We start from the raw sequence: 13677 nt of genomic DNA, 5'->3' as shown, positions 1-13677 counted from the left end.
CGTCGCCTGTATCGCGAGCAAGCCCGCTTCCACACTGTGGGAACGGGCTTGTCCGCGATAGCGGGGGGCAATCAACCCCCGTCTTCAGGCTTCAATAAACCCAGACCTCCACCCGACGATTCTTGATCCGCCCCTCATCCACGCTATTGGTCGCCACCGGCATCTCGGCGCCAAAGCCGCGAATATCGCGCAACACCACACCACTCTTGACCAGTTCCCGGCGTACCGCCATCGCGCGCAATTTGGAGAGCAATGCCGCGCGCTGCGGGTCACTTTTGGCATCGCCAAACCCCACCAGCGTCACCCGTTTGTCGAGCTTGTCGTGGCTGCTGAGATAAGCCACCACCCGCGCCAGGTCCTGGCGTGCCTTGTTGTCCAGGCTGGCACTGCCTTCTTCGAAGCGGAAGTTCACCGTCAGTCGCTGCGCCTCGCGGGCGATGGCCTGATAGGCCGCGGGCATCGGCGCCCGTGGCTGCACGGTGATGGCCTGGACCTGTTGGGCAATAAACCCATTGGCGGCAACGATGGCCTGGCCTTGGGCGCCTTGGGCAAAGTCCACCAGCGCTGCGGCCCAGGGGTTCGTATTATTGGGTGGCAGGTAGAAGAACAAGCGGCGCGACAGTGGGTAATCCTCGGTGGCGATCAGGCTGTTCTGCGGCAACATGGCCTGGGAGTCGCCGTCACTGATGGCCGCCGCCTTGGCCTGGCGTACGTAGGGCAGGCCAATAAAACCAATGCCTTGTGGGTCGCGACTGACCGCGTCGGACAATTGCTCGCTCGATTCGAAGCGTTTTGCCGTGCCGTCGAGGGTTTTGCCGTAACGGTTGAGCACCAGTTCCTTGAAGGTGTCGTAGGTGCCGGATTGATCATCGCGGGCGTATAGCTGGATCTTGCCACCGCTGCCGCCCAAGGCTTCCCAGGTACTGATTTCACCGCTGAAAACCTGCGCCAGTTGCCCGCTGCTCAAGGTGTGCAGTGGGTTGCGGGGATGCAGGATGATTGCCAGGCCATCAATGGCGATCACCTGTTCGGCGCCGGGGCTTTTCAGGTCGCCCAGGGGTTCGAGCTCGACCAGTTCATGGTCCTTGATCGGACGCGAAGCGGCGGCCAGGTCCGCCTCGGCATTTTTCAGCGCGACAAAGCCGGTGCTGGAACCATGGGCGGCGATTTCCACTGACACACGCTGGCCTTGGGCCGTACTGCCGACGATGCGTTGCTCATTGGGGCGGGGCGCCGGCTCGCGGTGTATGGCCTTGAGCCCCTGTTGTTCCATCAAGCCTTTGACCAGTGCGGGCCCCAACGCCGCGCCAATGGTGTTGGAGCCCTGGATGCGCAGGGCCGGACCGTGTTCGGGAAAGGGAAGAGGGGTTGCAAGGACCACAAGAGGAAAAGTGCTGCAGAGTGCCAGCAGGTACAGAGCGCGCAGCATCATGCCGCCACCTTCTCAAGCCATAGGAAGTGCGGGCAGATTAAGTCAGTAAGATTTCCATAATATGACTGGCGCCCAACAGAGCCAAATGTATTCACAGATCTAAATGTGGGAGCGGGCAAGCCCGCTCCCATATTTTTGACTGCGTTGTCGCAAGAATCAGCTCAGTTCAAGCCAGATCGGTGCGTGATCCGAGGGCTTTTCCAGGCCGCGCAGTTCATAGTCCACGCCGGCATCCTTGATTCGTGGCAACAGGCCATTGGAGGCCATGATCAGGTCGATGCGCAGGCCGCGCTTGGGTTCGTCTTCAAACCCACGGCTGCGGTAATCGAACCAGCTGAAGCGATCTGCCACGTCCGGGTTCAAGTGCCGGAAACTGTCGGTCAGGCCCCAGTTCTTCAGGCGGGCCATCCACTCGCGCTCTTCCGGCAAGAAGCTGCATTTGCCGGTCTTGAGCCAGCGCTTGGCGTTGTCGGCACCGATACCGATGTCGCAATCCTCGGGGGAAATGTTGACGTCGCCCATCACTACCAAGGCCTGGTCATTGCTGAACTGGCTTTCTAGCAGCTGTTGCAGGTCTTCGTAGAAGCGCTGCTTGGCCGGGAACTTGGTCGGGTGATCGCGGCTTTCGCCCTGTGGGAAATAGCCGTTCATGATGGTGATCGGGTTGCCATGCTCATCGGCAAACGTGCCCCAGATAAACCGGCGCTGGGCATCCTCTTCGTCGCTGGCAAAACCCTTGTGCAAGGCCAGCGGTTCCTGGCGCGAAAGCAGGGCGACACCGTAGTGGCCTTTCTGCCCGTGGTAGTACACGTGATAGCCCAGGGCCTGGACTTCGGCCAGCGGGAATTGGTCGTCGTGGACCTTGGTTTCCTGCAGGCCGATCACGTCCGGTTGATGTTTCTCGATCAGGGCCGCCAGCTGATGAGGCCGGGCGCGCAGCCCGTTGATGTTGAAGGAGACGATTTTCATGGTCGGCAGTCCAGTCTGGCAAAAGGGCGATGCTAGCCGACAAGTCGGACGGGGGCCAGCGTGGCGGTAGGACAGATGCACTGCTAATGTCTCTCAGGGAGCCAATGGCAGGGAACGACTCAGTTGCCCCGGGCTCGTAACAATAAGAGCGCGACCTGTTGAGTTGCGTCCAGGGGAGAGACGACTGATGCCCGACACCTCGACCGCTATTGCCCAGGTCCACCTGCTCGACAGCGGCTATTCGCGCGAAGCGCGTTCGCTGCTGTATCACGCCTATCGCCATGAGCCGACCTTTGCCTACCTGTTCGAAGCCGAACGTTCTGGCTACGAGCAGCGGGTACGCGCCACCGTGCGCGAGTTGGTCAAGCAGCACTTTCTCCAGGAATTACCGGCCATTGGCCTGCTGGTCAATGACCGCCTGATCGGCATTGCCCTGATTGCACCGCCGCAGCGGCGCCTGGGCATCACTGAAAGCTGGGCCTGGCAATTGCGCATGTGGCTGGGCACCGGTTTCAGATGCACCCGGCGCTACCTCGACTACCATCAGGCGGTGTTGGCCTGCCTGCCGTCCGCGTCAGTGCATGTCTTGCCGTTGCTGGGGATTCACCCGCAATTTCAGGGCAAACATTACGGTGAGCAACTGCTTGAGGCCGTGCATAACTGGTGTGCCGAAGACCCGCACTCCCAGGGCGTGGTGCTGGACACCGGCAACCCGCTGTACCTGGAATTCTACAAGCGCCAGGGTTATGAAGAAGTGGGCGAGGTGGCCGTAGGACCGATCCTGGAGCATGTGTTTTTTCACCCGAACCCACAGGTGTTACAACCTGCAACGCCTTAACACAGAATTATTCAGATGATTCCCGGTTCTAAGGTGCTCCCTTGCTCGTGTAGCATCCGCGCCTATGAAGTTTCCCAATAGAGTTACCAGCGGCTTGATTCTGCTGTTCACAAGCTGCGGCGCATTGGCGCAAAGCGAGTTGGACGTGCGCATCAAACCTTCAAACGACGCGCTGAAAGCCAATATCGAAGGCTATATCGGCGGGGTTGGCGAGCGTGACGAGGAAGCCTTGCAGCGCTTCAGTCGTGGTGCCGAGGAGCAGGCCCGCAAGGCCGCCCAGGCACTGGGCTTTTACCAGCCGCAGATTGCCAGTGAGGTAAAGGGCGGCAAGAACCCGCGCCTGATCCTCAGCATCGACCCCGGCGAGCCCGTGCATCTGCGTAATGTCACGATTCGGGTCGACGGCCCGGCGGCCGAGCTCAAGTCCTTTCGTGTCCCCGACAGTAAAGACCTCAAGTCCGGCGCCGTTCTCAACCATGGCCATTACGAAGATGCCAAGCGCCTGATTCAGAATCAGGCCTCGCGGTTCGGTTTTTTCAGTGGTCGTTTCAGCAGCCAGAAGCTATCCGTCGATCCCCAGGCCGGTGTGGCCGATATCGAGTTGGTCTACGACAGCGGCCCGCGCTACACCCTTGGCAAGGTCAGTTTTGCCGGTGATACACCCTTTGACGAAGAACTGCTGCAACGCATGGTGCCGTTCAAAAGTGGCACGCCTTACGACTCCGAATTGATTGCCGAACTGAACCAGGCGCTGCAATCGAGCGGCTTTTTCGAGAGCTTGCGGGTGGATGCCGCCCCGGCTGCGGCAGCCAATGATGTGATCCCGGTGGCCGTCCAACTGCAAACCCGCAAACCACGGACCATGGGCCTCGGCCTGGGGTACTCGACCGACGTCGGCCCGCGCGGCAAGGCCAACTGGACCCGTCACTGGGTCAACCCCCAAGGCCACAGCTATGGCTGGGAGGCCGAGTTGTCGGCGCCGCGGCAGAACGTCGGCCTGTGGTATGACATCCCCCTCGATCCGCCGCTGACCGACAAGCTGCGCTTCGCCGGTGGTTACCAGAACGAAGAAATGGCCAATACCGACACCGTGAGCAAGCTGCTCACCCTCGGCCCGGAATGGCACAGCAAGTTGCCCAGCGGCTGGACACGGGTGATCTCGCTGAAATGGCAGCGCGAAGAATACCGCCTGGGCGATGACTCCGGCCTGAGCAATTTGCTGATGCCGGGCCTGAGCTATTCCTACCTGCGCAGTGATAACCGCATCGACCCGCACAACGGCTACCGCCTGCAATTCGACACCAAGGTGGCCAAGGAGGGGGTGGGCTCGGACACCAACCTGCTTTATGGCACCGCCATGATCAAGGGCTTGACCACCGTGTGGGACAAGCACCGTTTCCTCGGCCGTGCGCAGTTTGGCGGCAGTGCCACCAATGGCTACAAGTCCGTGCCGCCATCCCTGCGCTTTTTTGCCGGTGGCGACCAGAGCGTGCGCGGCTACGAGTACCAGACCCTGTCCCCGGAAAACAACAAGGGCGACCGCATCGGTGGCCGCTACATGGTGGCCTTGAGCGCCGAATATCAGTATTCCATCGCCGAAAAGTGGCGGATCGCGACGTTTGTCGATCAGGGCAACTCCTTTAACAACCTGGATTTGCCGAGCCTGAAAACCGGTGTCGGTGTGGGGGTGCGCTGGGTTTCGCCGGTCGGCCCGATTCGTCTCGACCTGGCCCATGCCCTGGAAGATCCGGGCGGTATTCGTTTGCACTTTTCCATGGGGCCTGAGTTGTGATGCGTGCTTTGAAAATAACGGGCTTGAGCGTGGTGGCGCTGATCGCCCTGGTGTTGCTGGCCGTGTGGACCGTATTGGGCACACAAGTCGGCAGCCGCTGGACCCTGGGCCAGGTGCCGGGGTTGGCCGTGGACAATTTCCAGGGCCGCCTCGGCGGGCAATGGAGCGCCGACCGCCTGCTGTGGCAACAAGACAGCAGCCGCGTGGAACTCAATGCGCCGAAGTTCGACTGGTCGCCGGCGTGCCTGCTGCGCATGACCTTGTGTATCCAGCAACTGGACGTCGAGCAGATCAGCCTGCAATTCCCGCCCAGCACCGAAGAAAGCAGTGGCCCGATTACCCTGCCGGACTTGAACCTGCCCGTAGCCATTGAGCTGGGCGACGTGCGCGTCGGTAGTCTGCTGTTCAATGGCAGCGAAGAGCTCAAAGGCCTGCAACTGGCGGCACACTGGACCGCCGAAGGGATGAAGATCGACACGGTACACCTGCAGCGCGACGGCCTGGTGTTGGACCTCAGTGGCTTGCTTAATCCAAGTGGCGATTGGCCGCTGACGGCGACCGGCAACTTGAGCCTGCCCTACGCCCCTGGCGGTGCGCCGTGGACGGTGGCACTGAACGTCGAGGGCAACTTGCTCAAGACCCTCAAGCTCGACGCCGACAGCAGCGGCTACCTGCCGGCCAAGCTCAGCGGCGAGCTGCAACCCCTGGTCGAGAACCTGCCGGCGCAGGTGCGCATTACCGCCGATGGTTTCAAGGCCAGCGCCGACCTGCCGGATACCTTGCAGCTCAATCAACTGGACCTCACCGCCAAGGGCGATCTGGGCAAAGGCTATCAACTGCTGGGCAAAGCCGTACTGCCCGCCGAGAAAGGCCCGGTCGACCTGCTGCTGCAAGGCCGGGTCGATGCCAAGGGCGCGCAGATCGCCGGCCTGGACCTGACGGCCGGTGACAAGCAAAGCCTCAAGCTCAGTGCCCAGTTGGATTGGCAGCAGGGTTTCAGTGCTGACGCAAAAATCGACTGGCTGGACTTTCCCTGGCATCGCCTCTACCCAGTGATTGATGAGCCGCAAGTAGCGCTGCGTACCTTCAATGGAGAAGTCTCTTATAAAGACGGCAACTACCTGGGCAATCTCAAGGCCGACCTCGATGGCCCGGCCGGCAAGTTCAGCCTGGTCACGCCCTTCAGTGGCGACCTGACCCAAGTGTTCCTGCCGGAGCTGAAGCTGGTTGCCGGCCAGGGCAAGGCCGAAGGCCACCTGAACCTGAAATTTGCCGATGGCATCGCCTGGGATACCGCGCTGGACCTGTCGGCGATCAACCCGGCGTACTGGGTCGCGGAACTGCCGGGCACGCTCGCCGGGCCGCTGCGCAGCCAGGGCGAAATGAAAAACGAGCAACTCAAGCTCAATGCCGACCTCGACCTCAAGGGCCGTCTGCGCGGCCAAACCGCCGTGCTGGCCGCCAAGGCCGAGGGTGCGGGCGAGCAGTGGACCCTGGCCAACCTGGATATCCGCCTGGGCGACAACCGCATCAACGGCAGTGGCAGCCTGCAACAACGCCTGGCTGGGCAGATTGATATCAAGCTCGCGCGCCTGGCCCAGTTGTGGCCGCAGTTGCGTGGGCAGGTCAATGGCCGGCTCGACGTGGCCGGTACCTTGAAGGCGCCGCAAGGCAAGCTCGACCTCAAGGGCCAGCAACTGGCATTTGAAGATAATCGCCTGCAAGCCCTCAGCCTGGACGCCACCCTGGATAATGCCCAGCGCGCGAAGATCGACCTCAAGGGCAGCGGCATCCAGGCCGGTGACACCCAGCTCGGCACCCTGACCGCCAGCGCCCAGGGCGATATCAAGAGCCAGAAAGTCCAACTGGACCTGATGGGGCCGCTGGTCAAGCTGGCCCTGGCCCTGGACGGCAACCTCGACCAAGGCAACTGGCGCGGGCGCTTGGCCAGCGGTGATATACAGGCCGGTGGCCAGGACTGGAAGCTGCAAGCCCCGGCGAAAATCGAGCGCATGGCCGACGGCAAGCTGACCTTCGCCGCCCATTGCTGGGTCTCCGGGCCCGCCAGCCTGTGTGGTGAAGACCAGCGTCTGATGCCCGATCCCAAGCTGCGCTACCACCTCAAGCAATTCCCCATCGACAGCCTGGCGCAATGGCTGCCCAAGGATTTTGCCTGGCAGGGCAAGCTCAACGCCGATATCCAGCTCGACCTGCCGGCCAGCGGCCCCAAAGGTCTGGTCTCGGTGGATGCCAGCGGCGGTACCTTGCGTGTCAAGGACAAGGACCAGTGGCTGGATTTCCCCTACGACACCCTCAAGCTGGAAACCACGCTCAATCCCACGCGCATTGATACCCAGCTGAATTTCCGCGGCGGCAAGCTCGGTGAGTTGTTGTTGCAGGCGCAGATCAACCCACTGGCGAAGAACAAGCCGATCTCCGGCAATTTCAGCCTTACCGGCCTCGATCTTGCGGTAGCACGGCCGTTCGTGCCGATGGTGGAAACCCTCAACGGCAAGCTCAACGGCAGCGGGCGGATTTCCGGCGGGCTGCTGGCGCCGCAGGTCAACGGCAACGTCAACCTGATCGCCGGTGAGATTTCCGGACCTGAACTGCCCATCAGCCTCGAAGGTCTGAACCTGCAGGCGCTGATTGCCGGTGAAAGCGTGCAACTCAACGGCGGCTGGCGCAGTGGCAAGGCCGGGCAGGGCAGCCTCAAGGGCCAGATCGACTGGGGCCGCGCCCTGGCGGTCGATCTCAGCCTGCAAGGCTCGCAACTGCCGGTCACGGTCGAACCCTACGCGGAACTTGAAGTGGCGCCGGACCTGAAAATCACCCTCAAGGACGACAAGTTGGCGATTGCCGGCAAGGTCCACATCCCGCGTGGTGATATCACCGTGCGCGAACTGCCGCCGTCGACCGTCAAGGTCTCGGACGACACGGTGATCGTCGGCAGCCAGACCGAAGAGGGCAAGCCGCCGATGGCGATGGCCATGGATATCAACGTGGTGGTGGGCGAGGACCAGCTCAACTTTGCCGGCTTCGGCCTGACCGCCAAGGTTCAGGGCCAGGTGCATATCGGCGACAACATGGACACCCGTGGCGAGCTCTGGCTCAACGATGGTCGCTATCGTGCCTACGGCCAGAAACTCGATGTACGCCGTGCGCGCCTGATGTTTGCCGGGCCCCTCGACCAGCCGTATCTGGACATCGAAGCCATCCGCAAGACCGACGACGTGATCGCCGGGATCCGCCTGAGCGGTAGCGCCGAACAGCCCACCACACAGATCTTCTCGGAGCCGGCGATGAGCCAGGAGCAGGCGCTGTCGTACCTGGTGTTGGGGCGTCCGTTGAGCACTACGGGTGAAGACAACAACATGCTGGCGCAGGCAGCGCTGGGCCTGGGCTTGATGGGCAGTGCCGGGGTGACTTCGGACATCGCCAAGAACCTGGGGATCCAGGACTTCGAACTCGATACCCAGGGCAGCGGCAACAATACGGCAGTGGTGGCCAGCGGCAAGATCACCGAGAAACTCAGCCTGCGTTACGGGGTTGGGGTGTTTGAGCCGGCCAGCACCATTGCCTTGCGCTATCTGTTGAGCAAGAGGGTGTATCTGGAAGTGGCCAGCGGCGTGGCCAGCTCATTGGATATCTTCTACAAACGGGATTTCTGACGGCCAGGCGCAAATCAAAATGTGGGAGCGGGCTTGCTCGCGAAAGCGGTGGATCAGTACCAAATTGGCTGGCTGATACGACGCTTTCGCGAGCAAGCCCGCTCCCACATTGTTTTGCAGTGTTTTTATAGCCTAGGGCTGGCACACCAGCGACACCCGCTCAAAGTTCAGCGCCTTGTCACGTTCTGCCAGCGTATAGGGCGCCTGGCATTGTTGCTCGCCCCACTTGATGACCAAGTTGCCTGAGTCCTGCTCCATCAGCGCCAGTGCCTTGCCGCTAGGGTCGGCAATCGCGATCTGTTTGCCTGCCATGTCCTCGATGGCCGCGCCAAATGGAATCGGCTGGCGCTGGGCATCAAACAACGCGAACTGCACGCGGCGCCCGGTCTTGCTGATGTACCGCGCCAACACGATTGCACCACGGCGTGGTACCACCTGTTGGGTGGCGTTATCGATCTCGATGTCTGCCCCCAGGTCGCGGGTGTCCAGGCTGATCCAGTTCACCCGATAGGGTTGGGCGTTGGACACCACGGCAAAGCCGTTGCGACCTGTCTCGGCGCCGCTGTAGCTGCCAATTTTCACCCCGGCCACGTCCGGCACTTCGGCCAGGGCAAAGGTCTCGCCCACGGTCTGCCCCAGGTTGATACCGCCTGCGTGGCCCACGATCGAGCCGGACAGGTTGAGGTTTTGCGAGTTGTAGCCGCTGCCCTGGCCATACCCTGCGCTGATGTCCATGACAGAGGTGCGGGTGCTGAGGTTGGCCGAACCGGTACTGCCGCCGTTGCTGCTATTGCCGCCTTGCACCGAGTAGTAGGTGTCGCTGTTTTCCGAGAGGTAACCGTTGATGCCCACTTGGGTGCTGTCGCTGTTCTTTTGCGTACTGGCAGAGACAAATGCCCGTGGCGCGCGAGGTGCCGAACCCAAGGGGAACGACAGCGACAGGTTGACCAGGGTGTCATTGTTCGCCGGCCCGTAATTGCCAACATCCTTGGAATAGGTGGCTGACAGGTTGTAGCTCATTTCGCCCCAGTAGTTGCTGTAGCCCGCCGACACGCTCTGGGAGCCGCCGCGTCCCCAATAACGCTGGTCGCTGGCGTTCATATAGACGTTGCCGTACTGCTGGTTGCGGCCCAGGCTCTGGTTGACGGTCAGGTCGGTACGGGTTTTCGAGTTGCCCGTGCGCTTGAGGCCATCGGCGCTCAGTTCCTCGACGTGGTCGGTCAGGGTCCGATAGCCTTCAGTGGAGTAGCGATAGGCGGCCAGGGTAAAACTGGTATCGGTGCCGGTGAACGTCTTGGCATACAACGCCCGCAGGCTATTACCCTGGACTTTCTGGCCCTCGGTGCGGCTGGATGAGTGCGTCACGTCCACCGAAACCGCACCAATCGGCGTATTGCGACCGGCGCCCAGGGACAGGGCCTGGAAGTTCTCCGTGGCCTGCACCCCGACAATGCCCGACAGGTTGCTGCTGATGCCGTAGGCCAGGGTGCTGCTGACAAACTGTGGCGTCGCTTGGTCGTCGTTATTGCTGTTGTACTTACCGGCCGAGACGCTGTATTTCACCTGGCCCTGGCGAACCATGATCGGCAGGCTGGAAAACGCTTGCATGGTGACCCGGCGCCGACCATCGGCTTCGATGACGGTCACTTCCAGGTCGCCGTTGGAACCGCTGGGGTAGATATCGCTGATTTCGAACGGGCCCGGCGGCACGTTGGCGGTGTACAGGATGTAGTTGTTCTGGCGGATCTCCACGGTCGCGCTGGTCTGCGCCACGCCACGGATGATCGGCGCATAGCCGCGCTCACTGTCGGCGCGCATGCCCTCGTCGGACGCCAGTTTCAGCCCGCGATAGCGCACGCTGTCGAACAGGTCGGCATCGGAGAAGATATCGCCGGCGCTGAATTGGCCCTTCAAGGCGGTCACGTCATGTTGCAGGTAACTGCGGTTGCTCTTGAAGGTGCTGGGTCGGCCGGTGCTGCTGTTGAAGTTCGACTCGTTGCGCAGCCGCCACGCGCCCAGGTTGATGCCGTTGCGCAGGCCCAGGTTATTGGACAGCGTGGTGTTGTAGTCGGTGTGGTTACGGTTGCTGCTCAACTGATAGTTGATAAACGCCGCCGACACGCCGTCGTCCCACAAGGCCGGGTCCACGTAGCCACGGCGGCCGCGCTCCATGGCCTGTTGCGGCACGCTGACCAGCAGGCGCAGGCGGGGGACGTCGTAGCGCACGCTGGCGTGCTCAATCAGGGCGGGCAGGTCATAACAGGCTTGTGGGTCATCGAGGGTGAGTTTTTCACTGGCTTGCAGTTTGGCGATGTCGATGCCCAGTTGTTGCAGCATTTCCAGGGTCAGGCAAGGATCAACCTTGCCGTTGGCGGGGTTGCGGCGAAAGTCGATATCGCGACGGCCCACCAGGGTGTCGTTGCTGTAGAGGTCAACCCGGTAGTTGCCAGGCAACACACTGTTGGCTGCCAGCAGCAGTTGCAGGTCGACGGAGGACGGTGCGCCTTGCAGAAACGTGGTGTTGAACTGTTCAGTGGAGTCCTGCTCGCTGCCTTCGGCCAGGCACGTGGTGCTGGAGGTGATGACAATAAGCAGTGGCGCCCACTGAGTCAGCCGCCCACAGCGGTTCCCGCCAAGATTTAATCTGCTGCGCATAAATAAAAACATGTAGGAAACCTATATCACCTCCGATACGAACTAACGGAGCGAAGAGAAATACGGTAGAAGTACGTGTGCCAACCAGGCAGGTACGTTAAGGCGACTCTTTGTCTGGTGTGGCCTGGGAGTCGGCAGTGTTGGACAGTTTCGCGGTATATCGATCTTGTGCGCCGTAATCGTTGATGCTGCTAAATAGCAATGTGGCTGTGTGGGTGCGATCTAGCTGTTTCAGTGCAAACTCTTTTTGTTCGCCGGGTGCAATCATCGTTGAATCAAAAGGCTTATCTTTTAGTTGCCCTGACTCAAGTGTTATATCCGCGATTGAAACGTGATAAAGCCCCGGATTATTGACACGCAGGACGGTTTTGCCAGCACGCTCTTCCAGGCGCCATAACAACGCTACTGGGGCCTGATAGGCGTTGGATTCCAGCCCGGCAGGGCGGAAGAACACCTTGATGCGCTGGCGCACTGCAAGCTGCAAGGTGTTTTGTGTTTTCGAGGCCTGGGGGATTTCCTGGACGTTGAGCCAGACCACCGACTCTTTGTCGGTTGGCATGCCTTTGCCTTCGTAGATCACCCGCAGTAACTGCTGCTCCTGGCCACTGACCCGGGCCAACGGCGGGGTGACTGCAAAAGGCACTGAGTTTGCATCAGCGCTGTCGGTATCGATCCAGGACTGGATCAGCACGGCGTCACCGCTGTTGCGCACGGTAATGCCGGCTTCCTTGTGCTGGCCGTCGAACACCAGGCGGGTGGCGCTCAGGGAAATGCTGGCATGGGCCTGGCTGATGGCGAACAGGCCAAGCAGGCCCAGGCACAATGACCGAGAGGAATGAGAAAACATGATGAGTACCGCTGGTTTGGAAGAAAGGGCGGGGCTGTAAAGCCCCGCACCAGGGTTCAGGCGTGTTGCAGGTTTATTCGTATTGCAGGGTGAACGGCAGGGTAGCGTCAGCACGACCGGCAACCACGGTGTCCAGTGCAGCAGTGGTGACGTAGGCTGCGGAGAACTTCAGCGTTGCGTTGCTATCTTGCAGATTGCTCTCGATCTTGGCCGCGGCTGGCGAGCTCAGGTCGATGATCGCGCCATTGGCGTCGAGCAGGGCAATACCGACGTTCTTGGCAGCGCCCAGACCACCAATCACGTTCAAGACCTTGGTGCCGGCCACGATGCCCGTGCCTGCGCCTCGGGTGGGTTCAAAGAGCATCGCCACTTTGGTACCCGCGTTGCAGTTGATCTTCATGTCGAAGTTTTCAGCGCTCAGTTTGCCGCTGCCAATCGGTGCAGCAGCAGTGCCCATGTCCTTGATGGACACTTCACCCATTTCCACGGAAATGTTTTTGTTGAGGCCAGCGCCTTCAACGGAACATGCGTCGTTGTTGATCACGCCGGTGAAGTTGATGGTGCCGCTGCCAGCCTTGACAGGAGCTACCGGATCACCTCCAGCTGCATAAGCGGCGCCAGTGGCGGCGAACATCGAAAGGGTCAGAAGTGCGAGGGAAAGCTTTTTCATGCTCAATTCCATTGTTTGGGTTAAGAGGTTCTATGAAGTGCCAGAACACGATATAGAACCCCCCCAAAGGGAGGAATCAGACGATCCTTAGAAGCGCGGATTTGAGCGCTGCCGCAGGGTTTTTTAGTTGTTATTGTTAGTTGAAAAGTTTGCGCTCGATACAGTAAGCAAGTAACGCCTGGTCGCTGGTAACTTCCAGTTTGCGCATGGCCGATACTTTTTGCGTACTGATGGTCTTGGCGCTTCTATTCAACCCCCGTGCAATCTCATTGACACTTTGCCCGCTGATGAACAGGCGCAATATTTCGTGTTCCTTGGGCGATAACAGGGTGAAGCGTTCGTCCAGGTCGACGGATTCAATGACCGAAGTCGATTGTGGCCCGGCACTGTGGAAAGGCGTGCCATTGGCGATGGACTTGAGCGCTACCTGGATTTCGTCGTGCAGTTGGTTCTTCTGGATCACCCCGACCACCCCGAGCTCCTGCAAGCGGGTCAGGATCAGCGGGTTGGAGATCATCGTCAGCACCAGGATATGCACCGCAGGAAAGTGCCGCGTCAGGTACTCCACCAGCTTGAGGCCGTCGCCGTAGGGGGAGTCGGCCGGCATATTGAAGTCGGTGATCACCACGTCGACCGACTGCTGCTCAAGCAGGTTGACCAGTTCGGTGGAGTCCAGGGCTTCGCCCACCACGTTGAAGCGCTTATCGCGCTCTACCAACTCGCGAACGCCCACCAGTACGATCGGATGATCGTCGGCAATGACTACGTTTAACTTTTCCATGACGCAATATCCATAAGGGCGA

The 13677-nt window shown here is 60.7% G+C and carries 9 protein-coding genes; 3 read left to right on the top strand and 6 right to left on the bottom strand.

Annotated features, from left to right (window positions below):
* Positions 1–91: 91 nt before the first annotated feature.
* Together FJD34_RS10945 and xthA are read right to left on the bottom strand one after the other, a co-directional pair.
* The gene (locus FJD34_RS10945) at positions 92–1432 is read right to left on the bottom strand and encodes a substrate-binding domain-containing protein (RefSeq protein WP_090290814.1); all 1341 of its coding nucleotides are present in this window, start codon (positions 1430–1432) and stop codon (positions 92–94) included.
* A gap of 156 nt (positions 1433–1588) precedes the next feature.
* Complete coding sequence (xthA, locus tag FJD34_RS10940; protein ID WP_032860246.1) at positions 1589–2401, bottom strand: exodeoxyribonuclease III; 813 nt, start codon at positions 2399–2401, stop codon at positions 1589–1591.
* Between the two features lie 187 nt (positions 2402–2588).
* Between xthA and FJD34_RS10935 the strand changes: the two genes are divergently transcribed.
* From FJD34_RS10935 to FJD34_RS10925, 3 genes are all read left to right on the top strand, one after another.
* A complete protein-coding gene (locus tag FJD34_RS10935; protein ID WP_032860245.1) occupies positions 2589–3239 on the top strand; it encodes a GNAT family N-acetyltransferase in 651 nt (216 codons plus the stop codon).
* A 64-nt stretch (positions 3240–3303) separates the two neighbouring features.
* A complete protein-coding gene (locus tag FJD34_RS10930; protein ID WP_032860244.1) occupies positions 3304–5031 on the top strand; it encodes an autotransporter assembly complex protein TamA in 1728 nt (575 codons plus the stop codon).
* Positions 5031–8702 (top strand): translocation/assembly module TamB domain-containing protein, encoded by a 3672-nt coding sequence (locus tag FJD34_RS10925; RefSeq protein WP_082445581.1) that lies wholly within the window; start codon positions 5031–5033, stop codon positions 8700–8702. Before FJD34_RS10930 ends, FJD34_RS10925 begins: the two co-directional genes overlap by 1 nt.
* Before the next feature lie 132 nt (positions 8703–8834).
* Here the strand turns inward: FJD34_RS10925 and FJD34_RS10920 are convergent, their stop codons facing one another.
* The 4 genes from FJD34_RS10920 to FJD34_RS10905 form a co-directional block, all read right to left on the bottom strand.
* Positions 8835–11369, bottom strand: coding sequence for a fimbria/pilus outer membrane usher protein (locus FJD34_RS10920; RefSeq protein ID WP_373290074.1), 2535 nt, complete (start codon positions 11367–11369; stop codon positions 8835–8837).
* 85 nt (positions 11370–11454) lie between these two features.
* Positions 11455–12204, bottom strand: coding sequence for a fimbrial biogenesis chaperone (locus tag FJD34_RS10915; RefSeq protein ID WP_032860242.1), 750 nt, complete (start codon positions 12202–12204; stop codon positions 11455–11457).
* 73 nt (positions 12205–12277) lie between these two features.
* Positions 12278–12874: a fimbrial protein gene (locus FJD34_RS10910; protein WP_065943672.1), complete on the bottom strand. Its 597-nt coding sequence runs from the start codon at positions 12872–12874 to the stop codon at positions 12278–12280.
* A gap of 136 nt (positions 12875–13010) precedes the next feature.
* A complete protein-coding gene (locus FJD34_RS10905; RefSeq protein WP_032860240.1) occupies positions 13011–13655 on the bottom strand; it encodes a response regulator in 645 nt (214 codons plus the stop codon).
* Between the last annotated feature and the right edge of the window lie 22 nt (positions 13656–13677).

The organism is Pseudomonas brenneri, from assembly GCF_007858285.1.
Classification (GTDB): Bacteria; Pseudomonadota; Gammaproteobacteria; order Pseudomonadales; family Pseudomonadaceae; genus Aquipseudomonas; species Aquipseudomonas brenneri.
This window is presented reverse-complemented; position numbering and strand designations above follow the sequence as displayed.